General features: G+C 66.5%; 20 protein-coding genes. 9 read left to right on the top strand and 11 right to left on the bottom strand.

The window, feature by feature from the left end:
* Nucleotides 1–15: 15 nt before the first annotated feature.
* From HALNA_RS15845 to HALNA_RS15830, 4 genes are all read right to left on the bottom strand, one after another.
* Nucleotides 16–654, bottom strand: a complete 639-nt coding sequence (locus HALNA_RS15845) for a PGF-CTERM sorting domain-containing protein (protein WP_049937309.1) — start codon at nt 652–654, stop codon at nt 16–18.
* Nucleotides 655–774: 120 nt separating this feature from the next.
* Nucleotides 775–2,502 (bottom strand): pyrroloquinoline quinone-dependent dehydrogenase, encoded by a 1,728-nt coding sequence (locus HALNA_RS15840; protein WP_049937308.1) that lies wholly within the window; start codon nt 2,500–2,502, stop codon nt 775–777.
* A gap of 3 nt (nt 2,503–2,505) precedes the next feature.
* Nucleotides 2,506–3,402, bottom strand: a complete 897-nt coding sequence (locus HALNA_RS15835; RefSeq protein WP_211226031.1) for a hypothetical protein — start codon at nt 3,400–3,402, stop codon at nt 2,506–2,508.
* A 189-nt stretch (nt 3,403–3,591) separates the two neighbouring features.
* Complete coding sequence (locus HALNA_RS15830; RefSeq protein WP_049937306.1) at nt 3,592–4,125, bottom strand: plastocyanin/azurin family copper-binding protein; 534 nt, start codon at nt 4,123–4,125, stop codon at nt 3,592–3,594.
* A 141-nt stretch (nt 4,126–4,266) separates the two neighbouring features.
* On the opposite strand from HALNA_RS15830, the gene HALNA_RS15825 reads away from it, so the two are divergent.
* The 3 genes from HALNA_RS15825 (at nt 4,267) to HALNA_RS15815 (ending at nt 7,149) form a co-directional block, all read left to right on the top strand.
* Nucleotides 4,267–5,547 (top strand): ABC transporter substrate-binding protein, encoded by a 1,281-nt coding sequence (locus HALNA_RS15825; RefSeq protein ID WP_049937305.1) that lies wholly within the window; start codon nt 4,267–4,269, stop codon nt 5,545–5,547.
* On the top strand, nt 5,544–6,320 hold the full coding sequence (locus tag HALNA_RS15820; protein WP_049937304.1) for an ABC transporter ATP-binding protein: 777 nt from the start codon (nt 5,544–5,546) through the stop codon (nt 6,318–6,320). Before HALNA_RS15825 ends, HALNA_RS15820 begins: the two co-directional genes overlap by 4 nt.
* A gap of 73 nt (nt 6,321–6,393) precedes the next feature.
* Nucleotides 6,394–7,149, top strand: a complete 756-nt coding sequence (locus HALNA_RS15815; RefSeq protein WP_049938100.1) for an ABC transporter permease — start codon at nt 6,394–6,396, stop codon at nt 7,147–7,149.
* Here HALNA_RS15815 and HALNA_RS15810 read toward each other — a convergent pair whose 3' ends face one another.
* Genes HALNA_RS15810 through HALNA_RS15800 form a run of 3 tightly spaced genes read right to left on the bottom strand, consistent with a single transcriptional unit; the run spans nt 7,150 to nt 9,393 of the window.
* Complete coding sequence (locus HALNA_RS15810; protein ID WP_049937303.1) at nt 7,150–7,953, bottom strand: ABC transporter permease; 804 nt, start codon at nt 7,951–7,953, stop codon at nt 7,150–7,152.
* Nucleotides 7,953–9,053: an ABC transporter substrate-binding protein gene (locus HALNA_RS15805; protein ID WP_049937302.1), complete on the bottom strand. Its 1,101-nt coding sequence runs from the start codon at nt 9,051–9,053 to the stop codon at nt 7,953–7,955. Before HALNA_RS15805 ends, HALNA_RS15810 begins: the two co-directional genes overlap by 1 nt.
* 49 nt (nt 9,054–9,102) lie before the next feature.
* Nucleotides 9,103–9,393 carry an amphi-Trp domain-containing protein gene (locus HALNA_RS15800; RefSeq protein ID WP_049937301.1) on the bottom strand — a complete coding sequence of 97 codons (291 nt, stop codon included), beginning with the start codon at nt 9,391–9,393 and terminating at the stop codon, nt 9,103–9,105.
* A 56-nt stretch (nt 9,394–9,449) separates the two neighbouring features.
* Between HALNA_RS15800 and HALNA_RS15795 the strand changes: the two genes are divergently transcribed.
* Both HALNA_RS15795 and HALNA_RS15790 read left to right on the top strand, forming a co-directional pair.
* On the top strand, nt 9,450–9,740 hold the full coding sequence (locus HALNA_RS15795; RefSeq protein WP_049937300.1) for an ArsR/SmtB family transcription factor: 291 nt from the start codon (nt 9,450–9,452) through the stop codon (nt 9,738–9,740).
* Between the two features lie 99 nt (nt 9,741–9,839).
* Complete coding sequence (locus HALNA_RS15790) at nt 9,840–11,066, top strand: sodium:calcium antiporter (RefSeq protein ID WP_084510087.1); 1,227 nt, start codon at nt 9,840–9,842, stop codon at nt 11,064–11,066.
* Between the two features lie 51 nt (nt 11,067–11,117).
* On the opposite strand, the gene HALNA_RS15785 is transcribed toward HALNA_RS15790, so the two are convergent.
* Nucleotides 11,118–12,167 (bottom strand): sodium:calcium antiporter, encoded by a 1,050-nt coding sequence (locus tag HALNA_RS15785; protein ID WP_049937299.1) that lies wholly within the window; start codon nt 12,165–12,167, stop codon nt 11,118–11,120.
* A gap of 60 nt (nt 12,168–12,227) precedes the next feature.
* The gene (locus HALNA_RS15780) at nt 12,228–13,016 is read right to left on the bottom strand and encodes an SDR family oxidoreductase (RefSeq protein ID WP_049937298.1); all 789 of its coding nucleotides are present in this window, start codon (nt 13,014–13,016) and stop codon (nt 12,228–12,230) included.
* A 173-nt stretch (nt 13,017–13,189) separates the two neighbouring features.
* Here HALNA_RS15780 and HALNA_RS15775 point away from each other — a divergent pair, with 173 nt between their 5' ends.
* Together HALNA_RS15775 and HALNA_RS15770 are read left to right on the top strand one after the other, a co-directional pair.
* Nucleotides 13,190–13,837, top strand: a complete 648-nt coding sequence (locus tag HALNA_RS15775; RefSeq protein ID WP_049937297.1) for a helix-turn-helix domain-containing protein — start codon at nt 13,190–13,192, stop codon at nt 13,835–13,837.
* 114 nt (nt 13,838–13,951) lie between these two features.
* Complete coding sequence (locus HALNA_RS15770) at nt 13,952–14,242, top strand: HalOD1 output domain-containing protein (RefSeq protein WP_049937296.1); 291 nt, start codon at nt 13,952–13,954, stop codon at nt 14,240–14,242.
* Between the two features lie 137 nt (nt 14,243–14,379).
* Here the strand turns inward: HALNA_RS15770 and HALNA_RS15765 are convergent, their stop codons facing one another.
* Entirely contained in the window at nt 14,380–15,234 is an 855-nt protein-coding gene (locus HALNA_RS15765; protein WP_049937295.1) for a methylenetetrahydrofolate reductase, read from the bottom strand.
* A 58-nt stretch (nt 15,235–15,292) separates the two neighbouring features.
* Nucleotides 15,293–16,678 (bottom strand): aminomethyltransferase family protein, encoded by a 1,386-nt coding sequence (locus HALNA_RS15760; RefSeq protein WP_049937294.1) that lies wholly within the window; start codon nt 16,676–16,678, stop codon nt 15,293–15,295.
* 214 nt (nt 16,679–16,892) lie between these two features.
* On the opposite strand from HALNA_RS15760, the gene HALNA_RS15755 reads away from it, so the two are divergent.
* Nucleotides 16,893–19,469, top strand: a complete 2,577-nt coding sequence (locus HALNA_RS15755) for a GcvT family protein (protein ID WP_049937293.1) — start codon at nt 16,893–16,895, stop codon at nt 19,467–19,469.
* Complete coding sequence (locus tag HALNA_RS15750) at nt 19,470–22,019, top strand: GcvT family protein (protein WP_049937292.1); 2,550 nt, start codon at nt 19,470–19,472, stop codon at nt 22,017–22,019.
* Nucleotides 22,020–22,220 lie beyond the last annotated feature (201 nt).

Here is a 22,220-nt window from a genome sequence, read left to right as displayed (position 1 = left end):
CCGGACCGCCGGCAGTTACTCGTCGCTGTCGCGCTTGCGGAGGGCGCCGTAGGTCGCTGCACCGAGGGCCGTCACGGCCGCACCGACACCGAAGCCGGGGCCGCCGCCCGAAGTCTCTCCACCGCCGTCGCCGCCGCCGCTCTCGGTCGGCGTCGCCGTGGCGCCGCCGTCCATGTCGCTCTCGGTCGGCGTCGGCTCCGGTGTCGCCGTCGCGCCGCCGGAGACGGAGATGTCACCGCCTTCGCCCATGTGTTCCTCACAGAGGTACGCCGTCATGTTGGATGTCGCCTCGACAGTGGTCGAGATACTCTGGGATGTCGACGGGCTCTCCGGATCGTTGTCCTGTGGGAAGACGTAGTTGCTCCGGAAGGGTGTCCCGCTCTCCGTCCGCAGGGCGAGGTTGTGCCGTGCCGGCAGCCCCTCCGTCTCGGGGTAGTAGCTGAAGGTGGCGCTGATGGTGTACTCGTTGCCTGCCTCCATCTCCAGGGTCGGGTTCGTCGTCCCGGAGATGCCGGAGGGTGAACGCCCGACGAAGCCTTGCTCCGTCAGTTCGAGTTCGAAGGTCTGGGCCTGTGCGGACGCCGATCCCACGGCGCCAGCCAGTCCGGTCGTCGCTGCCGCAGCACCGATCAGGAATGTTCTTCGCGTCGCCATACCCGTTCCCTGTATCCCGCATTAAATAAAATTAGGGGGTATTCATACTGAGACCGAGTCACGCGGGGGCCGAGACGCGTCGCTGTTGGGTGGTGAAAAAACGGAGAAATCGGGTGGCGATTAGTTCTCGCTGAGGCCGAAGACGGCGACGGTGGAGCCACGGCGACCTCCGTGGAGCCAGCCGGAGCCGCCGACCTGCACGGCGACGTACTGCTTGCCCTCGCCGGGGTCGTACCAGCTAGAGAGCGACGAGCAGATCGGCGCACCGAGCTGGAACTGCCAGAGTCGGTCACCGTTCTCGCCGTCGTAGGCGACGATGTTACCCTTCTGGGTCCCCAGGAAGGTGAGTCCGGTCGCGGTCGTGATCGACCCGCCCCAGAGGTAGTCGCTGGTCTCCTCGCCGGAGATCCACTCGCGCCAGACACGTTCGCCGGTGACCGGATCGACGGCCACGATGGCGCTGATGTTGCCGTTCCAGCCTTCCGGATTGGTGACGTCGGGCCAGTCGTTCAGGCCGCCGCCCCAGTAGGTCTGGCCGGCCTCGTACTGCGCCTCTTCCCAGAAAATCTCGTGTGGTGCGTTGTGCTGGTTGAGATAGACCAGGCCAGTCTCGGGGTTGTACGACGGCGGCTGCCAGTCGTTCCCACCCTGCGCACCGGGCACGAAGGCCACGCGACGGTCCTCGTCGACGTGCGGGACCATCTTCCACATGTTGATGTGCTGGGTCGTCTCCTGGGACCGCTCGAGCAGACGCCCGTTGTTGGCGTCCATCGTGTAGACCCAGGCCGTCTTGCCGGGGCTGATGACGACGTCTCGCGTCTCGCCGTCCATCTCCATGTCGTTGACACGGATCTTGGGCGCCGAGGAGTCGTAGTCCCACACGTCGTGGGGCGACTCGCCGTAGTGCCACTGGATGGAGCCGTCGTCGGCGCTGAGGGTCAGCGTCCCGATGGTGTAGCGGTTCGGACCCGGACGGACCGTACCGTCGAAGTCCGGACCGGGGTTGCCGACCGGGGCGTGGATCATGCCGCTTTCGGGGTCGATCGTCGGCGTCATCCACACGGTACCGGCACCGTGTTCGTGGGAGTCGCCCGCCCATTCCTCGGCGGGCGTCGTGTTCGTTCGCCAGATCTCTTCCCCACTCTCGGGGTCGAGGGCGGCGACGAACCCGCTGACACCGTACTCGCCACCGGCGGAACCGGTGATGACCTTGCCATCGTGAACGTTGGGCGCCCAGGTCGCGGAGTAGCCGATCTCGTGGTCGCCGGTCGAGGTGTACCACTCCTCTTCGCCGGTGTAGCGGTTGAGCGCCACGATCCCGGAGTCGAGGGTGGTCATGTAGACCTTGTCGCCGTGAACGGCGAAGCCGCGGTTGTTCGCGTCACAGCAGAGAAGCAGCCCCTGCGGGTTCGCGTACGTGTAGCTCCAGAGCGTCTCACCGGTGCGGGCGTTGATCGCTTTCGCGTGGTTCGGCCCGTTCGTCTGGTACATGACCGGCGGGTCGCCGGGCACGACGATCGGCACGCCCTCCATGCTGGAGGCGACTCCGGTCTGGACCAGGTACTCGAGTTCGAGGTCCCCGACGTTGTCCTTCGTGATGACGTCGGCGGAGGTGTGACGCTGCTGCTGGTAGTTCCCACCGTACATCAGCCAGGACGTGGGGTCCTCGACCGCGGACTCCTCCCGCATCTGCTGGGTAACGTCCTGCTGGGGGATCTGCTCGATGTCGAACTGCTGGGTGATGGACTGCTCGGGGACGTTGGTCAGCGTGTACCCGTCCTCGACTTCCACCATCTCGATCTTCTGTGCCGCCTCTACCGCTGCGTCGTGCTGGTGAATGCTAGCCATGCGTTACGCACCTCCCGTGCGCGGGGCGCGCATTTCGTCCGTGATGCGCATCACGTCGTTCGTCAGATCTTCCTGTCCGACGATCATCATCGCCGCGCCGGCGGACAGCGCAGCCGTGAGCTGCGCATCGCTGAGTTCCTGCGAACCCGCGAGGTCTTCGGCCGCGCTCGCGAGCAGGTGCAGGCCGGCGTACATCTGCTTGAGGTCGCCGTAGTTGTTGTCGAGGATCGTCTCGGTCAGGAGTACCTCGTTCTGCCAGAGGTACGTGTCGAGGTAGTCCGTCCACAGCAGAACACCGGCCGACGCTCGCTGGTGGAGCGGGGCGATGTTCTCGGGGTCGAACCCTTCGACGCCGGCCGGGATGTTCTTCGTCGGCACCCACATTGCCAGGCGTTCCTTGTTGTTGACGACGTTGACGACCGTCGACGTCAGTTCTTCTTCGGTGTAGCCGAGTTCGACGAGCGCGGACGCGAGCGCCGCCGTGTTGATGAACTCGCGCGCCGTCGCCCCGATATGCTCGGGGGTGAACTCCGGCAGGTGCTCCTCGACGCTCCCGAAGAAGCCGACTTCGACGAGATGTTCGTGGATCGCCCAACCGGGCTCGGCGAGTGTCTGATACTCCGTGCTGTCCTCGGCCGGAACACCCATCGCCCGCAGTTCGGGGAGGCGTTCGATCTGGCCTTCGAGGGAAGCGAGCTCGCTACCGAGCAGACCAGCGTCGAGCGTGCCGACGAGGTCCGAGCGGATCGCTTCGCCCATCGCGGCGAGTTCCCCCGCCGTCTCCCCTTCTACTTCGCCCCTGAGGTCGCTCAGGGTGAACTCGCTGCCTGCTGCCACTGCGCCGGTGAGCCCGACGACCTTGAGGAACTGTCGACGATCCTCCCGGCCGATCTCGGGCATTCCGTCGTTTACATATTGCGACATGCCATATCACTCCAACAGTAGCGTAGGAATTGTCTATATTTAACTTTGTGATATCTTTCACAATCGAAGACGTAAATTAAAGTTCCATTCATAAGCGTCTATCAGGAGCATTGCCGTAGGGACGAGAAAGGGGGCGTCTACCCGCGGTTGCCGAATTTGTTCGGGTTATCGAACGGTTAGCTGACCGATCATACCCGAGGCGGCGTGGGGCACACAGACGTAGGTGTACTGTCCGGTCGTCTCGAAGGTGTGTCGATACGTGGTACCGGCCTCGTTGAGCGAGATGTGGTTGATGTCGTCACCCGAGATGTCGTAGCTCGCGAACGGCTCGGCACCCTCGGGAAGCGAGACATCGGGGTGGGCGTCGGGATGGCCCGAGACGTTGTGACCGCCGGAGTCGAACACCCACTCGACCGTATCCCCCTGTGAGACTGCCGTGTTCGCCGGGTCGAACTGGAGACTGCCACCGGGACCGACCGTGATCGTGGCGTCGGCCTCCGCGGCGGGGGTCGCCGTCGCCGTCGCCGTCGCCGTCGCCGTCGCGGTCGGTTCCGGTGTCTCGGTTGCCGTCGCCGTTGCCTCGTCACCGCCACCGCCGCCGCCTCCCGAACATCCCGCGAGTCCGGCAAGCACGACGCCGCTGAACGTGGCTGCGAATTTCCGCCGCGACAGGAACTCTTTCGACTGCTTTGAGACCATCGGCACGAACTTCGGTTTGTATCTCTTAAAACTGGTGAATTTACGTCAGGCACTCCCACGCACGCCCGTACGTGTGCAATTGCCAACGTATCGCCACGGCCCGCCCGCAGTTTATATATCCTGCAATGCCAAGGGGAGGACGTGCGAGTTCGAGAGTTTCCCATCCTCGGCGACGAGGACGCGCCGACGGTCGAGGCGTTCGCCACGGGCCTCGACCGCGAGGCAGCACGCGTCCTCGCCTACCTCGTCGGCCGCGAGGAGTCCGGTCGCTTCTCCGGCGAGGCGGCGTCGCGTCTCGCCGTTCGCGTCGGCGTCGACCTGGGCCGTGGCCGTGTCTCCGACGTGTTGGGAACGCTCACGGATCTGGGTCTCGTCGTCGAGACGACCGTGGACAGCGAGGCCCCCGGCCGGCCGCCAAAGGGGTGGCGCGCCGACGCCGGCCGTGACCGGACCCTCACCCGCGTTCGCGCCCTCCACTCACAGTCGCTGCTCGATCAGGCGGCCACCGTCGCCTCCGCGTTCGAGGACGGTCTCTCCCTCGGCGGGGCGGGCTCCGATCCCCGAACCCGCGACGCCGGTCGTGTCGCAGTTGGCCTGAACTGGGAGCCGAACGGGCTCCACGCCCCGCTGTTTGCCGGTACCTACGCCGACTACGGCGTCGACGTGACCCTCACCGGCCGTCGCGGCTCCAGTGCCGCCCTCTCGGCTGTGGCCGACGGCGACGTCGACGTCGGTCTCACCGGCGCAGCGACGTTTCTCCGCGCGCGGGATACCGTCGATGTCGTCCCACTTGCCCTGTACTACCAGCGCGCGATAGTCACTCTCTATACGACCCGATCGGCCTTCGGTGGCCCACTCCGGAGCGTCGAGGACGTCCGTGGCCGCCGCGTCGCCATGCCGGCCGGCTCCGAAACCGGTGCGCTCGGCCGTCTCTTTCTCGCTCAGGCCGGCGTCGTCGACGACGTGATCACCGTCCGCGCGAACGGCGAGGAGCGCGAGGCGTTGCTCGGTGGCGACGCGGACGTGGCCACCGGCGTCTTCACCGACCCGCTCGAACTGGAGGCCGCCGGCCACGATGTCGACTCCGTGTTGCTCGCCGATCACTTCCCCGTCCCCGGCCCCGCGTTCGTCGTTCGTCGGGAGACGCTTCGCGAGCGCCCCGAGGCGCTTCGAGGCTTTCTCGAAGGGGCGATGGCCGGCTGGTCGGTGGCCCGGGCCGACCCGGATGCCGCGATCGACGCCCTCGCCGGCCACGCCGACGCCGATGTCGTCGTCGCCGACGAGCGCCGAAAGCTCGACGGTGCGCTCGACCGGTTCGCAGGCGGGGACGCCGTCGAGAAGAACGGCTGGGGGTGGCACTCGCCGGAGACGTGGGAACGGCTCCGTGTCGCCCTCGAACAGGCCGCGACTCTCAACCCATGATCTCCGTCGAGAACCTGTCCGTTACTTACGGCGACCTCCGCGCCCTCGACGACGTGTCCATCGACATCGCCGACGGCGAGTTCGTCACCGTCGTCGGCCCCTCGGGCTGTGGCAAGACCACGCTGTTGCGTACCATCGGTGGGCTGGAGTCGCCGACGGACGGTCACGTCAGGGTCGACGGCGACCCCCCTGAAGCCGCCCAGTCGGACGCCCGCCTCGGCTTCGTCTTTCAGGATCACACCCTCCTCCCCTGGAAGACGGCCCTCGAGAACGTCACCTTCCTCCGCCGAATGGCGGGGAAAGAGCCCGACCCCGAGGGCGCCCGCGACCTGCTGGCGACGACCGGCCTCGACGGCTTCGAGGACACCCGTCCCGCCGAACTCTCCGGTGGCATGAAACAGCGCGTCGCCATCGCACGCGCCATCCACCTCGGCGCCGACGTGTTGCTCATGGACGAACCCTTCGGCGAACTCGACGAGATCACCCGCGACGAGATGAGCGTCGAGATTCTCCGCCTGTGGCGCGAGAACCGCAAGACTGTCGTCTTCGTCACCCACAGCGTGCCCGAAGCGGTCTTCCTGGGCGACCGCTGTCTCGTCGTCTCCGGCGCCGGCACGGCCGATGGGTCCGTCGCCGGCAACGGCACGCCGGGCCGGATCGTCGGCGAGTTCGACATCGATCTCCCCCGTCCCCGCGACGAGTCGGTGTTCGGTTCGGAGGCGTTCGGCCGACAGGTCGCGCGGGTGCGTGGGTCGCTCCACGACGACGCATGACTCGGACCGTGGCAACCGCGTCCCGGCGAGTCGCCGCGAGGCGCCACCGCGGTACCGACGGCTCACGACCCCCATGAGCGTCGCCGAACGGGTCCCCGCCCCTAACGTTGTCCTCCCCGTCTCGGGCCTGGTCGTCGCCGTCGCCGCCTGGTGGGCGCTCACCGTCGCCCTGGCTATCCCCCCGTATCTCCTCCCCTCGCCCGTCGCCGTCGCCACCCGCCTCCTCGACAGCCCCGGCCTCTATCTGGCAAACGCCGTCACGACGTTGCGCAAGATCCTGATCGGCGGCACCGTCGGTATCGTCTCCGGTTTCACCATCGCGCTCGTCGTCTGGGCGGTGCCAGTCCTCGAACGGGCGCTCTACCCCTACCTCGTCGCCCTGCGCGTCCTTCCGAAAATCGCCGTCGCGCCGGTGTTTCTCATCTACTTCGGCGTCGGCTTCGAGACGGCCGTCGTCTTCGTCGCCCTGATCGTCTTCTTCCCCGTCGTCGTCGGGACGGCGGCGGGCCTGGATCGCACGCCGGAGTCCCACCTCGACTTGCTCCGGTCGGTCGACGCCGACCCCGTTCGCACCTTCTTCGCTGTCCGGCTTCCCCACGCCCTCCCGGACGTGTTCGCGGGCGTGAAGCAGTCGGTGACCCTCGCCGTCGTCGGCGCCGTCGTCGCCGAGTGGATCCTCTCGAACGACGGCCTCGGCTCGCTCGTCCTCGTCGCCTCCGAGAACGTCCAGGTCGACGTGATGCTCGCGGCGCTGACCGTCCTCCTCGGTATGGGCCTTCTCCTCTACGGCGGGGTGTCGCTCTGTTATCGCGCCGTCGCGTGGCAGTGATCACCCCCAGTCGAGCCGTCGCTCCACCGCCGCGGGGACGAGATAGAAGACGAGGCCGAGAAGCGTGAGGACGAACAGCGCCGCGAAGGTGGTGCTCGTCCGAAGGAACTCCGCCGAGTCGAACAGACGGTAGCCGAGCCCCGACTGCAGGGTGAGAAACTCCGCGACGACGGTACCGACGACCGCGAGGGTCGCGGCGAGTTTCACGCCGGCGAAGACACTCGGCGCCGCCGCGGGCACTCGAACCCGGAGGAAAGTCCGGGCGGGCGGCGCCCGCACCGAGCGCGCGAGATCAGTGTACTCCGCCGGGACGGCGCGGAGGCCGTCCACCGAGGCGATGGCGACGGGAAAGACCGTCATCGTCGTCACGAGCGCCGCCCGCGCGAGGACGCCGTCGCCGATCCAGAGGAAGACGAGCGGGGCGATGGCGATCAGGGGGGCGATACGGAGCGCGATCAGGTAGGGATGGAGGACGGCGTCGGCCGTCCGGGAGCCGACCATCGCGAACGCGAGGACGAGACCGGCGACGACGCCGCCGAGGAGACCGATCACCGCGGTCAGCGCCGTCGTCGCCGCGGCGACGAGGAGCGTCCCGCGCGCCGCCAGTCCCGCCGCCACCACGTCGCCGGGGCCGGGCAGGATCACCTCGGGGACGCCCGTCGCCGTCACGAACCACTGCCACCCGACGACGACGACGGCGGCGACGACGACCGGGGGCCAGACGCGGCCGACGAGCGACCGGACGGCGCCGCCGCTCATCGCGAGCGTTCCCACCGCCGGGAGCCGTCGGTCACTCGTCGCCATCAGACCACGTCGGTGTACGAGCCGACGAACCGGTAGTCGGTGTCCAGATACTCGTTCGTCCAGACCGACGACGGATCGACCTCGCCGCCGAGGGCGTCGGCGCTGGCGAGGGCGTCGTGGATGACCCGCCACGGTTCGTTCGTGCTCCACCCCCAGCCGTGTTCGGCCACGGCGTCGCCGGTCATGAAGCCGTTCGCCATCCGCTCCCACTTCCGTTGCTGCTGGTCACGGGACTCCTTGAGGACGCCGTTTGCCTCGACGAGGAGGTCCGTCGCTGCGCCGGGGCGCTCGTGTGCCCACGCCGCACCGCGGGCGGTCCCCCGGAGGAACGCGCGCACCGCCTCGGCGTTGTCTCCCGCCCACTCCCCGTTCGTCGCGAGAACGTGGCCGTAGGAGGCAATCGAATCGCCGACGGCGAGGCTGTCGACGGTGTACCCCTGTGCCTCGGCGCTGATGGCGTCGCCGAAGACGCCGCCCGCGGCGTCGATTTCCCCCGAGAGGAGCTGCTGGACGGTGTCGTAGCCCGTATCCACCATCTCCACGTTCCCGCGCACGCCCGCCTGTTCGAGTAGGAGGCTGGTGAGCATCCGGACCATCCCCGGCCCGGTGCCGACGGTCTTGCCCGATAGCTGGTCGACGCTCGTCAGTTCGCCGCCGAAGGTGTCCCGGGTGGAGAACACCACGACCGGGCTCTTCTGCATCACGACCCCCACCGACAGCGGCGAGAGGCCGCGGCTGTTGACGTTCAACACTTGATCGCTGCTCGTGACCGCGAAGTCGACGTTGCCGAGGCCGGCCTGTTTCGCCGAGAACGTCGACCCCTCCCCCGTCCGAATCTCCCCGAGTGTCAACCCCTCCGCCTCGTAGAACCCGTTCGCCTTCGCGGTGAAGTAGGGGACGTGCAGGCCGCTTGGCTTCCAGTTCAGGAGCAGCGAGGACTCCCCCGGAATCGGCGTCCCCGTCGTCGTTCCCGTCGGCGACGCCGTCCCATCCCCGTCGCCGGTGGCGCCACCCCCGTTCGTGCCGCCGAGACAGCCGGCCAGTCCGCTCGCACCCACGCCCGTGGCCGCGAGAAACGCTCGCCTCGTAGTCCCGCTCATGTGCGGCTATCAGGATACGATTAGTATAAAAATTCCGGTGAAACGTTTATTAACTAACTCCTAGCTCGTCCTCGGGCGGGGACCATTCGAACTCCAACTCCAGTTCTAGCTGCCGGTGTGTCTCCCCGACGAACTCCACTTCCACCTCGATTGGCTCGTCGAACTCGAAGGGAATCTCCCACTCGTCGGTGGAGATGGTCAGTCGAGGTTCGGATTCGATCTGGTCGGCGAGATCACGCAAAAAGGCGGCGGTCGATTCACGGGAGAGCCGAACTTCCCGCTCGAAATACCCCTCGGTGACGGTTCGCGGCCCGTCGTTCGCGTCCGGCAGGTCAGCCATAGGGAATCTATAGAGGAGAGAGGTAAAATAGTGTGCGTCCCAAAGAACAGTAACGAATGTCCCTGTTCGACGTGCTCGGGAGCAAGGCACGACTGAAGATCATCCGTGAACTCGCGACCGAGCCCCGCTACGTCTCCGAACTCGCGGATCGGGTGGGGATGGACGGCAAGACGGCGGTGCATCACCTCTCGACGCTGGAGGAGGCGGGCTTCGTCGAGAGCTACCGGACGAGCCAGCGGAAGTACTACCGACTGACCAAGCGCATCGAACTCCGGGCCTCTCCTTCCCCGGACCCCATGTTCCTCCTGCACGCCGACGACGTCGACGATCCCGAACGCTCTCGGTAGTTGGCCGCTCGATACGTCTTCGCCCGCATGTATAATCGTTCAATGCATGTTTCTACTCGCGTACTAACATACATGTAGGACCACCCCTTCCGACGGTCCATGACACGCAAGCGGATGGTTGTCGGTATCGTGTTGTTACTGTCGCTCGTCGTCGCTTCTCCCGCGGTGTCCGCGGTCGCGGACGACTTCGGTGCGAGCGGGCCGGTCGATCTAGTGAATGCACAGGAAGCCGGCGAAGAGGGCGGAGAGGAAGAAGGCAGCATCGAGGGCGCCATCTCCGGCTTCATCGAAGCCCAGGGGACCATCGGGGCGGTGATCGTCCTCCTCGGGGGCATCCTCCTGCTCACCGCCTGCACGGAGAAACTGATCAGCTACCTCGCCCGCGCGTCGATCAACATGAAGATGTCCCTGTTCGCGCTCGCAATCGTCTTCACCGGCTTCGAGTTCGACGACACCATCCTCGCGCTGGTGCTCTCCGGCGGCGGCCTGGAACAGGCGGCGCTCGGTTCTGCCCTCGGGACGGGGCTGGCGATCATCGGCGTGACGCTTGCGCTTGCAGCGCTCGTCAAGCCGTTCCCGGTCGATCTGCCGACCGACTACATCGTTATCTTCGGACTCGCACCGCTCGTTCTCGTTCCGTTCGTCCTGCTCGGGACGCTGACGCTCGTCCACGGCGTCATTCTGACCGCCTTCTTCGTCTTCGCGTTCGCGTACTTCATCGTCCGCGAGCGCCAGCGCGATATTCCGGTCTTCCGTGACACCGAACTCGGCAAGGAACTCCAGCCCGACGGCGGTGTCGCCCGGCCGCAGTCGCTGGAAGAGATCCCCGAGGAACGAATTCTGGGTGATCTCGCCGACTCCGGCATCGTCTGGATCGCTCTCGCTATCGTTGCACTCGCCGGCATCGTCTTCGCCGCGATGCTCCTGGAGGGCGGCTCGGAAGTCGTCATCGAAGGGTTCGGCATCGGCGAGACGGTTTTCGGTGCCACCTTCCTCACGCTCATCCTCACCTTCGAGGACATCATGCTGACGCTCGAACCGGTCCGCCGGGGGTTCCCCGAGATCGGCGTCGGCAACGTGATCGGGAGCGTCCTGTTCTCCGTGACCGGCAACATCGGCGTCATCATGTTTCTCAGCGAGGTGACCATCTCCTCGACGGTGCTCACCTTCCATCTCCCGTTTATGATCGTCGTGACGGCGCTCGCCGCCTACTTCTTCTATCAGGGCGAGATGAGGCGCTGGCAGGGTGCCTTGCTCGGTGGGCTCTACGTCGCCTACTGGGTCATCTCGCTCGTCGTCCTGAGCGGGATGCCGGTCGGCGAATAGCGCTCCCGGTGTCTCCGTTCTTTCGACCGTAGACGGCGAGTGGCCGCGCCGTCACACGACGTAGTTCGCGGCCCAGTACGCCGCGTACGCACCGAGGAGCAGTATCCCAGTGGGTCGCCCCACCTTTCCCCGGTAGAACGCGGCGGCGACGACGAGCAAGGTTCCGAAGAAGAACGGCCAGTGGACGGTGACGACCGTTCCGGCCGTGTTCAGCGGGTGGACTATCGCGATCAGCCCCGCGTTCGCGCTGACGAAAAAGAGCATGCTCCCGACGACGTTGCCGACGCCGATGTGGGGCCGCCCTCGCCGGACGGGTTCGACGGTCAGGAACAGCTCTTCGAGCGACGCGATGAAGCTCATGACGGTCGCGCCGAAGGCGAGGCCGGTCACGCCGAGGATCGCGAGGATGGCCTTCGCCCCCTCGACGGCGAGTTCCGAACCGACGGCCATCCCGACCGCGGCGACGACGGCGATGGCGAGGAAGGCCGGCCCCTCGTACCGTTCCGGGACGCGCTCCTCGACGAAGTCGTCGACGTCGAGGTCCAGATCGAAGTCGAACCACCCGTCGTCGTCCTCCGTTTCGGCCGCCTCCCGCCTTTCCTCCATGATCTCGACTTCCTCGGCCGACAGGTAGCGGGTGTCGGTATACCGTTCGAGCGTGTAAATAATCGCGAGGTAGGGGACGAACGTCGCGGTGAGGACGATGCCGTCGAACTGCGAGAGCGTGCCGTCGAGCGCGAGGCCGAAGAAGAGAAACGGAGCCAGCAGCATGAGTCCCAGATAGTTCCGCGGAACGTCCGTCTCGAAGGGGACGAGCACGCCCGCGAGGCCGACGGCGGCGCCGAGAATAAAGAGGGCTTCCCCGAAGACGGTGCCGAGCGCCAGATCCGGCAACTGATCGTACGCCGCCGCGATGCCGAGGATGACGTTCTCCAAATCGGTGCCGGCGAGGACGACGGTGAGAAAGAACCCCGAGACGCCGAGCGCGAGGGCGCCCTCTGCCACCGCCTCGATGAACGTCTCGACGCTCACGACGACGATGACGACGCCGACTAGAAACAACACGACCGAGACCAGCTCTCCCGACAGTCCGAGCACCATGCGAGTTGGAGGGAGAAACGGAGGGTGTTACATAAACCCACCCGACACCACTCGTCGGCACTACAGGTTCGAGGCGTGATCGCCGCCGTCGACGGGGATGGCCGCCCCGTTGACGTAGCTCGCGCGGTCGGACGAGAGGAAGGCGACCACGTCGCCGAACTCCTCGGGTTGGCCGATCCGTTCGGCCGGGTTGCCGGCGCTCCACTCCGATACGCCCGTCTCGTAGTCGGGGTAGTCGCCGCGCTCGACGCCCTGTTCGACGAGTTCCGCGATCCGCGGCGTCTCGTGGGTGCCCGGCAACACCGTGTTCGCGCGCACCTCGGGGGCGAGTTCGGTCGAGAGCGTCTTCTCCAGGCCGACGACGCTCATCCGCACCGAATTGGAAAGGACCAGGCCGTCGATGGCCTCCTTGACGGTCCCGGAGGTGACGTTGACGATGGTGCCGCCGCCGTCTTGCAGATGGGGCGCCGCCTCGCGGACCAGCCGGACGACGCTCATCACCAGCAGGTCGTACGTCTCGTACCAGTCCTCGTCGGTGGTGTCGAGGAAGGGGCCACTCGGCGGCCCGCCGGCGCTCGTGACGAGGTGGTCGAGGCCGCCGAACGCCTCGACGGTCCGCTCGACCAGATGGGTCACGTCGTCGGGGTCGGTGAGGTCGCCCTGCACGGCGATCACCTCGCCCGTCGCGTCCTCCCGTACGTCCGCGAGGGCGTCGTCGAGGCGGTCCGGATCGCGCCCGTTGATCACGACGTTCGCCCCCTCGGCGGCGAGCGCCGCCGCCGACGCCTTTCCGAGGCCGCTGCTGGAGGCCGATACCAGTGCTGCGTTGCCGTCGAGTCCGAGATCCATGCCCCGACCTGCCACGCCGCCGTTGAAAGAGTCACCGGAGGCGGAAATTCGCTCGGCTCCGACTCCCAAAGCGTAAAGTCGGTTCGCTTCCCGAGGGTGGACATGAACGGGTACTCCGTCGACGGGGACGGACCGTCCGCCAGCCCTTCCCCTGCCGGCGCCCGGAGGGACAGATGAGCCTCATCGCCGTCGCCGAACTCTCCCACCCCGATCTCGCCCTGACGCCGACCATCCAGTCGACCGACGCCGACGTGCAGGTGGTCTCACACACCGCCACCGACCCCGAGACGGGGATGTTCTTCTTTCTCGTCGAGACGGAGTCGTTTCCGATGTTCGAGGCCGCGCTCGAACGCGACCACACCGTCGCGGAGTCGATGCTCGTCGCCGAGGCGTCGACGACGCGCATCTACCGCCTCCGGCACACTCCGGGGACGAAGCTCATCTCGCCCACGACGACGGAGATGGGCGGTCTCATGCTCGAAGCCGAGAGCACGGCCCGTGGCTGGTCGGTACGGATGCAACTCCCCGACCGCGAGACGCTCGGCACGCTCTGGGAGCACTGCGACCGCGAGGACATCGAGTTCGACCTCGGCCACATCTACTCGCTCGACGAGTTCTCCGTCGACGACCGGATCGGGCTCACCGACGCCCAGCGCGACACCCTCGTGACCGCCTACGAGGCCGGCTACTTCGAGGAACCCCGGGGCACGTCGCTCCAGGCACTCGCCGAGGAGCTCGGCATCTCCCCCACCGCGGTCGGCGGCCGCATCCGCCGGGGCACCTCCCGGCTCATCGAACGGACGCTGATCGACGATTCGTAGCGCGGGCGCCACCGTCGAGGCCCGTCAGGAAGCCCCTCCTCCACGAACCCGGTCAAATAAACGCCGCAGGTGAGACACCCGTGAAGTCAGGTCGCTTCTTTCCGAGAACTACCTATGAGCACCGCTACCACGAATCAGGGTGAGATCCACCGGGTCCACCACGACGGCGATGGCCGGTTGAGCGACACCCTCGTCGACGCCGTCGCCGACCTCACCGACACCGCGCCCGCCGACCTCCCCCCTCTCGAAACCCGGATCAACGTCCCGGCGCTCGACGCACTGTGGGAGACGGACGCCCCCGGCCGCCCAACCGCCGGCTGTCTCACGTTCACCTACGGCGGCTACGTCGTCGTCGTCCGCAGTACCGGCGTCGTGTTGCTTCGCGAGACGACCGACACCGGATAAGTCGGCCCGACAGCAACGCGGAGCTATCGACGCTCCGTCGAACGTGGATGGTCCGTGACCGACTCGAACCCGTGGGGCAATAGCCGGGCTCGCGGAAGTGCAAGGAGAAAGCCCCGCGCTTCAGGGCGGGGAGGATGTCAACCGTTCAGCCGCTCGCGCCGCCACGTCTCGGTGTCGGCCGTCTGGTTGAACGTGTAGATATGGATTCCGCGGATGCCGTACTCGGGGTCGTCGACGTACGGAGCGAGTCCGTCGATCAGGGCGTCGGGGGTGTACTTCCCGCGCGAGCCGACGAGTTGGCGCACGAAGCCGAGGATGCCGCTCGTCTTCTGCAGGAACCGGATCGAATCCCCGACGCCGACCTTCTGGGAGATGCTCAGGAGGCGCTGGTATTTCATCACGCCCGGAATTCCCACCTCGACGGGGAGGTCGACTCCGCGGTCGCGGATCGTCTCGACCCACTCGATGACGGCGGCGGGGTCGTAACAGAGCTGGGTGGTGATGTACGTGGCGTAGGGAGCCTTTCGGTCCATCGCTTCGGCGAGTGTGCGGTCGTCGAGGAAGTCGTGGCCCTCGGGGTAGCCGGTGATGCCCACCTCGTCGAACTCGTGACCGAGGTCGTCGAGGGCGGTGAGGAGTTCGTACGCCGACTCGAACTCGCCAACCGGTTCCTCGCGGTCGCCGCCCGGCACGAAGATGTCGGTGATGCCCGCATCGAGCAGCCGACCGGCCACCTCGTCGAGGTGGTCGCGGTCCTCGACGTAACGCGCCGCGACGTGTGGGATCGGTTCGTAGCCGCGCGCGGCGGCCTTCTCGGACCACTCGACCGTCGCATCGAGGCCGAGCTGTGGCGACGCCGTGACGGCGATAGCCGCCCCGTCCGGAAGCTGTTCCATCTGCCCTTCGAAGCTGTCGAACGGCATCAACTCGAAGCGTGGCTCGCTGAGCAGGCTCGATTCGCCCTCGACGCCTTTTGATGTGGTGAGTGACATGTGGTGGGTTCCGTTCGTCGTTCGTACGGTCCGGCGGCGGTTAACTCCGTTCCCGGAGTTACTCTTCGCTTTCTTTCCGAGCGTTCAGCTTCGCCTGCTCGCGGGCGCTCGGATTGACCGACTCCTTGAACGGAACCTCGGAGACCGTCGCGTACGCCGGTTCGCCCGCCTCTTCGGAGTACTCGTCGGGCAGGTGGACGTTGAACTCGAGGTCGAGGTCATGCTCGTAGATTTCGTCGTTGAGCAGAGCATCCGTCTCCGCCTGCAGTTTCTCGGCGGGCACGAAGCCGAGGCCGACGTTCGTCTCGAGATCCGGATTCCACCACGGTGAGGTCATGTAGCCACACTCCTTGCCCGTCTCCGGATCGGAGATGAGCCAGAAGTCCGGTGCGTAGTCGCGGATCGGCTCGCCCGCGATCTTCAGGCCCACGAGTTTGAGGTTGAACGGGTACTCGCCGTCCTCGATCAGGGCCTTCTGGCGTTCGAGCTCTTCCTTGCCGATGTAGTCACCCTCCTTGTCGTCGGGGACCTGGTAGCCGAGGTTGACCTGGAACGGCGACGTCTCGTGGTCCATGTCCTGCCCCCACGAGAGGATGCCGGCCGCGATCCGGCGGTGGTGACCGGGTGCGATCTGTCGGCCGCCGTGGTCTTTCACCGTCTCCATCACCGGGTCCCAGACGGCCTCGGCGTTCTCGCTCGCGTCCTTGACGTAGACTTCGAAGCCCTTCTCGCCGGAGAAGCCGGTCTGGCTCACCAGCACGTCACAGCCGTTGATCTCGGCATCCATGAGCCCGTAGTACGGAATGTCGCTCACTTCCTCGCCGACGACTTCGACCATCACGTCCTCCGAGAGCGGCCCCTGAATCTGCATCGGTGCCACGTCGATTTCGTCGATCTCGACGTCGAAGTCCATGCCGACGTTGACGCCCTGGAGCCACTGCATGAGCGTCGAGTCCGAGATGGAGAACCAGAACTCGTCGTCCTCGACGCGCAGGAGAACCGGGTCGTTGAGGATGCCGCCGTCCTCGTTACAGAGGATGACGTACTTCCCGCGCATCGTCTCGATTTCCGTCGCGTCCCGCGTGATCACGTAGTCCGTGAGCGCCTCCGCGTCCGGCCCCTTCACGCGGATCTGACGCTCGACGGCCACGTCCCACAGCGTCACGCTCTCTGTCAGCGCCTCGTACTCCTTCATCGCGCCGCCGTCTTCCGGCTCGACGAGGCCACGCGGGTGGTAGATTCGGTTGTAGACGGTACAGCGCCACGCACCCTCCTCGTTGAACGACTTATCGAAGAAAGGGGATTTGCGGACGCGGGTCGAGACGAGCATCTGAATGCCCGGATCACCGGTCTGTCGCAGATTCCGCGGCAGTACGCGGTCGGACTGGTCGATCTCCGGATGGTTCGGGTGTGCATCGAGCGACTGGGATTCGTTGTTCGTCATCTATCCAAACGTTGACCCCTATCCGCATAAGGGTGGACCACAGCTATCTCGTACATATAAGAGGCCCCCCGGCACGGGACCGTTCGTCAGTCGCCCCAATTTAACAGTTCTATCTGCGTTAAGAATTGCTGTCCGTCTCCCGTGGATGCTGGTATATAAACGGGTGTCGTCGCGGAGGTGTGAATATAAGACGCACCGGACGCAGTGTTTCGGTATGAGTGAAGAAACCACGCTACCCAGCGACGCCGGCACCGTAATCGTCGGCGCGGGCATCGTCGGGTGTAACCTCGCGTATCAGCTGACCGAGTTGGGCCGCGACGACGTAGTGGTCGTCGATCAGGGGCCGATGCCGACGACTGGCGGCTCCTCGACGCACGCGCCGGGTATCATGTTCCAGACGGCCGAGCCGAAGGAACTCTCCAAGTTCGCGAACTACAGCCGACAGCTGTACTCCGAGCTCGAAGGCCGGGACGGTCGGCAGGCGTACAACGAGACGGGCGGCATCGAAGTCGCCCGAAGCGAGGAGCGGATGGCCTTCCTCCAGCGACGGGTCGAACACGCGACGGCGTGGGGCATTCCTGACCCACAGCTGCTCACGCCCGAAGAGGTCACGGACCACCTGCCGCTCGTCGACGAGAGCCAGATCCTCGGCGGCTACTACTCGCCGACCGACGGGCAGGTGTCGGGGGTCATCGCCTGTGACGCTCTCGCCCGCGAGGCGATGGACCGGGGCGCGACGTTCGTCCCACACACCCGTACCGAGGACGTCGAAGTCGTGGACGGCTCCGTCGAGTCGGTCGTCACCGAACGCGGGCGGATCGACTGTGACGAAGTCGTGGTCGCGACGAACATCTGGGCCCGCCAGTTGGGTGAGAAGCTGGGCGTCCACCTGCCCGTGACGCCGGTCGAACACCAGTACACGATGACCGAGTCGCTGGAGGAGTTGGCCGACAGCGCGGTCGATATCACCGACCACCCGCTGTTCGAGGGCTACGAGAACGTCTCCGGCGAGAAGGCGAAACGGCTGCTCGTCGGCCCGGACCGTCCGATCCTGCGCGACCAGGACAACGCCATGTACTACCGGAACCACGGCGACGCCTACGGCATCGGCTCGTACAACCACGAGCCAATCGTGCCGGACCCACAGGACCTGGGTGGCAACGACCCCGAGGGAGAGCAGGGGTCGGTCCACGAGTTCACGGACTACCACATGGAGAATCCGACCCATCCCGACCGGCCGCACAAGGCCCCGCGACGGGCCTCCGACGAACTCCTCCCGGCGACGGCGGACAAGGAACTGGAGTTCAAATACAACGGCATGTTCGCCGAGTCGCCCAATGGCCTGCCCGTGATGGGGCCGGTACAGGAACTCGACGGACTGTGGACGGCGGCGGCCATCTGGGTCACCCACGCCGGCGGTGCGGCGAAGGCGCTCGCGGAGTGGATGGAGAACGGTGTGCCGCGCCTGCCCGACGGCCCGATCGACCTCGCACACTGTGACGTCAATCGCTTCGACGACCACGAGGGAAGCTGGGACTTCGCACGCGACATCGGCGGCGAGGAGTATCGCATCGTCTACAACATCATGCATCCTAAGTGGGTGTGGGAGGGCAAACAGCGCGACATCCGCCGGACACCGATGTACCACTCCCACGAGGAGTACGATGCGGAGCTCTGGGCCTCCGCCGGCTGGGAGGAGCCCCAGTGGTTCGAGTCGAACGCGGATCTGGTAGAGCGGTACGGCGATCGGATCCCCGACCGCAACGGGTGGGAGGGCGTTTACTGGTCACCAATCGAGGGCGCCGAACACATCCACGTCCGCGAGCACGTCGGTCTCCACGACATGACCGCGTTCAACAAGATGGAAGTCGTCGGGCCCGACGCCGGCGAATTCGTCCAGCACCTCTGTACGAACGACATGGACCTCGACGAGGGACAGGTTCGGTACACCCTGATGTGCAACGAGGCGGGTGGCGTTCGCGCCGACATCACCGTGACCCGCACCGGCGACGACCGCTATCTCCTGCTCACGACGGGCCGTGAGGTCGGTAACAATCACGTCGCGTGGGTGCGCGAACAAGCGCCCGAGGGCGTCGTCGTCAACGACGTGACCTCAAGTCTCGCCGCGATGGTCTGTACCGGCCCCGACGCGCGGGCGGTTCTGTCGAAAATCGCCGACGCCGACCTCTCGGACGACGCCTTCCCCTTCTTCACGAGCCAGCAGTTCTACATCAAAAACGTCCCCGTCACCGCCCTGCGGGTCTCCTACGCGGGCGAACTCGGCTGGGAGCTCTACACGCCCTCCGAGTACGGCGAGCAACTCTGGGAGCACGTCTTGGACGCGGGCGAGGAGTACGACATCCGTCCCTACGGCAACGGTGCGCTCGACTCCCTGCGCATCGAGAAGGGCTTCCGGCTGTGGGGTGAGGACCTCCACACCGAACACAACCCTTACGAGGCCGGCCTCGGCTTCGCGGTCGATCTCGACACCGACTTCGTCGGCAAGGAAGCCGTCGCGGCCGCTGCCAACGGCGACAACGTCCGTCACGAAGTCGCCGCCCTCACCCTCGACGACTCCGAGGCGGCGATTCTCGACGACCGCCCGGTGCTCGACCCCGACACTGACGAGGCGCTCGGCTACGTCCACTCCGCCGAGTACGGCTACTCCGTCGGTGCCTGCGTCGCCTACACCTATCTTCCACCGGAGTTCGCGGAGCCAGGCACCGACGTGGAGATCCTCTACGAGGGCGAGAAATACGCCGCGACCGTCCGCGAGGAGCCGCTGATCTAGATGAGCGGCGACTTCCCATCCTCGGCGAAGACGGTCGTCGTCGGTGCCGGCGCGGTCGGCTGTAGCGTCGCCTACCACCTCTCGGAGCTCGGCGCGGAGGATATCGTCGTCGTCGATCAGGGGCCCCTCCCGGTCACCGGCGGGTCCTCGACGCACGCGCCGGGCATCATGTTCCAGACGTCGCCGTCGAAACTCATGACGAAGACGGCGTACTACACCAGCCGCCTCCTCTCCGACGCCGGCGTCTACGACGAGGTCGGCGGCATCGAGGTCGCCCGCTCCGAGGAGCGGATGGACTTCCTCCAGCGACGAGTCGAACACGCCACCGCGTACGGCCTGCCCGATCCGCAACTCCTCTCGCCCGAGGAGGTGACGGAGTACCTGCCGCTCGTGAACGAGGACGAGATTCTGGGCGGATACTACTCCCCGACCGACGGTCGGGTCGACGGTATCGCCGCCCTCCAGTGGTACATCGAGCACTCGGACGCCGACTTCTACGGCCACACGTCGGTCACCGATTTCGACGTCAGCGGGGGGCAGGTGACGGCCGTCGACACCGACCGCGGCCGCATCGAGTGTGACCGGTGTGTCCTCGCGACGAACAACTGGGGGTACAAGACGGGCCAACTCGCCGGCCTCGATCTCCCCATCGCGCCCGTCGAACACCAGTACGCCGTGACGGAGCCCATCGAGGAACTGGCGGGCGCGGCGCCGACGGCCCGCGTCGACACGGGCGACTTCGAGGTGCCGGGCGATCACCGCATCGCCGACGCCATGAGTCGGGGACCGACCCGGCCGGTCGGCCGCGACCAGGACAACTCGCTGTACTTCCGCACCCACGGCGACGCCATCGGCCTCGGGTCGTACAACCACGAGTCGCTGACGGTCGACCCCGACGCGATGGGCGAGAACACCGAGCGCCGGCAGGCGTCAGTCCGTGACTTCACCGACGAACACTGGGAGCGCGCGACCCACCTCGACCGTGACAAATCCCCCAAGCAGGCGTTCGAGGAACTCCTCCCGGTCAGCGAGGATGCGGCGTTCGAGGCGACGGAGAACGGCATCTTCGTGTTCACGCCCGACGGCATGCCCGTCCTCGGCGAGACGAGCGCTGTCGACGGTCTGTGGACCGCCCTCGCCATCTGGTGGACCCACTCCGGCGGCTACGGCAAGATCCTCGCGGAGTGGATGGAGACGGGCGTTCCGAAGCTCCCGTCGGGACCCGTCGAGACCGGCGGGGTCCACGTCGACCGGTTCGAACCCCACGCCGGCGAGAAGGACTACTTCGTCGACCGCGGCGCCACGCAGTACCGGCAGGTGTACAGCATTGTCGAACCGCGCTGGCAACCCGACGACCACCGTGGCCTCCGACGGAGCCCCTTCTACGGTCAGCAGGAAGAACTCGGCGCCGAGTTCTACCAGGCCGGCGGCTGGGAGTCGCCGCAGTGGTACGAGTCCAACGCCGACCTGGTCGAGCGTTACGCGGACGACATCCCCGAGCAGGACGGGTGGCAGGGAATCAACCGCTCGCCAATCGAGGCGGCCGAACATCTCCACACCCGCGAGCACGTCTCGATGTTCGACATGACCTCGTTCAGCTCCATCGTCGTCTCCGGCGTGGGCGCCGCCGATTTCCTCCAGCGCGTCTGTACGAACGACGTGGACATCGACGAGGGGCGGGTCCGCTACTCCCTCCTCTGTAACGAGGGCGGGAACATCTTGGCGGACGTGACCGTCGTCCGCCTCGGCCCGGAGGAGTTCGTGGTGACGACCGGCGGCGGCAACTCGCCGGGCATCCACGGCGGGTGGCTCGAGAAACACGCCCCGGAGACGGTGTCGGTCACCGTCGAGGAAGGGGCTCGATCCACGATCGGACTGTGGGGGCCGAACTCCCGCCTGCTCCTCCAGCGGGTCACCGACGCCGACGTGTCCGCGGAGGGGTTCCCCTACTTCAGCGCCAAGCGCATCTACGTGGGCGAGGTACCCGTCCTCGCGCTCAGGGTCTCTTACGTCGGCGAACTCGGCTGGGAACTGTGGGCGCCGACGGAGTACGGTTCACGCCTCTGGGAGACGCTGTGGGAGGCGGGCCAGGACCTCGACGTGCGGCCGATGGGCGGGGGCGCGCTCGAATCCATGCGCCTGGAGAAGGGCTACCGCCTCTGGGGGACCGACATCGACACCGACGCCGACCCCTTCTCGGCTGGGCTCCCCTTCGCCGTCGACATGGACACCGACTTCGTGGGCCGCGACGCGCTGACCGAGGTACGGGAGTCGGGCCCGGACAGCCGACTCACGCCGTTGACCCTCGACGACTCGTCCGACATCGTCCTCGGCGGGCGGCCGGTCATGGACGGCGACGAGTCGCTCGGCTACGTCGTCGCCGGTGACTACGGCTACAGCGTCGGCGAGTCCATCGCCTACGCGTACCTCCCCAGCGAGTACGCCGACGCGGGGACTCCGGTGCAGGTCCTGTGCGAGGGGACGACGTACGACGCCACGGTGCGTGACGAACCGCTGTTCGACCCCGGCCGAGAGAAGATCCTCCGGTAATCGGGCCGATTCGGGTCGATGAAAACGCCAAACTTTATTTGACACAACGAGTAGACTCTATGTGGCTCTCTGTCATGGGTGCGGCTACCCAGCACCATGACAACCGATCGCTCGCCGGACGACGACCGCGCGGGCGACGCACAGACCGACGACCGACATCCGGAGACACGCACATGATCCATCGACAACACAGGACCGGCA

Source organism: Haloplanus natans DSM 17983 (assembly GCF_000427685.1).
GTDB lineage: Archaea > Halobacteriota > Halobacteria > Halobacteriales > Haloferacaceae > Haloplanus > Haloplanus natans.
This window is presented reverse-complemented; position numbering and strand designations above follow the sequence as displayed.

Excerpts from the sequence above, each read along its gene's own strand:
- HALNA_RS15845 (WP_049937309.1), bottom strand. The coding sequence starts at position 654 with ATGGCGACGCGAAGAACATTCCTGATCGGTGCTGCGGCAGCGACGACC.
- HALNA_RS15840 (WP_049937308.1), bottom strand. The coding sequence starts at position 2,502 with ATGGCTAGCATTCACCAGCACGACGCAGCGGTAGAGGCGGCACAGAAG.
- HALNA_RS15835 (WP_211226031.1), bottom strand. The coding sequence starts at position 3,402 with ATGCCCGAGATCGGCCGGGAGGATCGTCGACAGTTCCTCAAGGTCGTC.
- HALNA_RS15830 (WP_049937306.1), bottom strand. The coding sequence starts at position 4,125 with ATGGTCTCAAAGCAGTCGAAAGAGTTCCTGTCGCGGCGGAAATTCGCA.
- HALNA_RS15820 (WP_049937304.1), top strand. The coding sequence starts at position 5,544 with ATGATCTCCGTCGAGAACCTGTCCGTTACTTACGGCGACCTCCGCGCC.
- HALNA_RS15815 (WP_049938100.1), top strand. The coding sequence starts at position 6,394 with ATGAGCGTCGCCGAACGGGTCCCCGCCCCTAACGTTGTCCTCCCCGTC.
- HALNA_RS15810 (WP_049937303.1), bottom strand. The coding sequence starts at position 7,953 with ATGGCGACGAGTGACCGACGGCTCCCGGCGGTGGGAACGCTCGCGATG.
- HALNA_RS15805 (WP_049937302.1), bottom strand. The coding sequence starts at position 9,053 with ATGAGCGGGACTACGAGGCGAGCGTTTCTCGCGGCCACGGGCGTGGGT.
- HALNA_RS15800 (WP_049937301.1), bottom strand. The coding sequence starts at position 9,393 with ATGGCTGACCTGCCGGACGCGAACGACGGGCCGCGAACCGTCACCGAG.
- HALNA_RS15795 (WP_049937300.1), top strand. The coding sequence starts at position 9,450 with ATGTCCCTGTTCGACGTGCTCGGGAGCAAGGCACGACTGAAGATCATC.
- HALNA_RS15790 (WP_084510087.1), top strand. The coding sequence starts at position 9,840 with ATGACACGCAAGCGGATGGTTGTCGGTATCGTGTTGTTACTGTCGCTC.
- HALNA_RS15785 (WP_049937299.1), bottom strand. The coding sequence starts at position 12,167 with ATGGTGCTCGGACTGTCGGGAGAGCTGGTCTCGGTCGTGTTGTTTCTA.
- HALNA_RS15780 (WP_049937298.1), bottom strand. The coding sequence starts at position 13,016 with ATGGATCTCGGACTCGACGGCAACGCAGCACTGGTATCGGCCTCCAGC.
- HALNA_RS15775 (WP_049937297.1), top strand. The coding sequence starts at position 13,190 with ATGAGCCTCATCGCCGTCGCCGAACTCTCCCACCCCGATCTCGCCCTG.
- HALNA_RS15770 (WP_049937296.1), top strand. The coding sequence starts at position 13,952 with ATGAGCACCGCTACCACGAATCAGGGTGAGATCCACCGGGTCCACCAC.
- HALNA_RS15765 (WP_049937295.1), bottom strand. The coding sequence starts at position 15,234 with ATGTCACTCACCACATCAAAAGGCGTCGAGGGCGAATCGAGCCTGCTC.
- HALNA_RS15760 (WP_049937294.1), bottom strand. The coding sequence starts at position 16,678 with ATGACGAACAACGAATCCCAGTCGCTCGATGCACACCCGAACCATCCG.
- HALNA_RS15755 (WP_049937293.1), top strand. The coding sequence starts at position 16,893 with ATGAGTGAAGAAACCACGCTACCCAGCGACGCCGGCACCGTAATCGTC.
- HALNA_RS15750 (WP_049937292.1), top strand. The coding sequence starts at position 19,470 with ATGAGCGGCGACTTCCCATCCTCGGCGAAGACGGTCGTCGTCGGTGCC.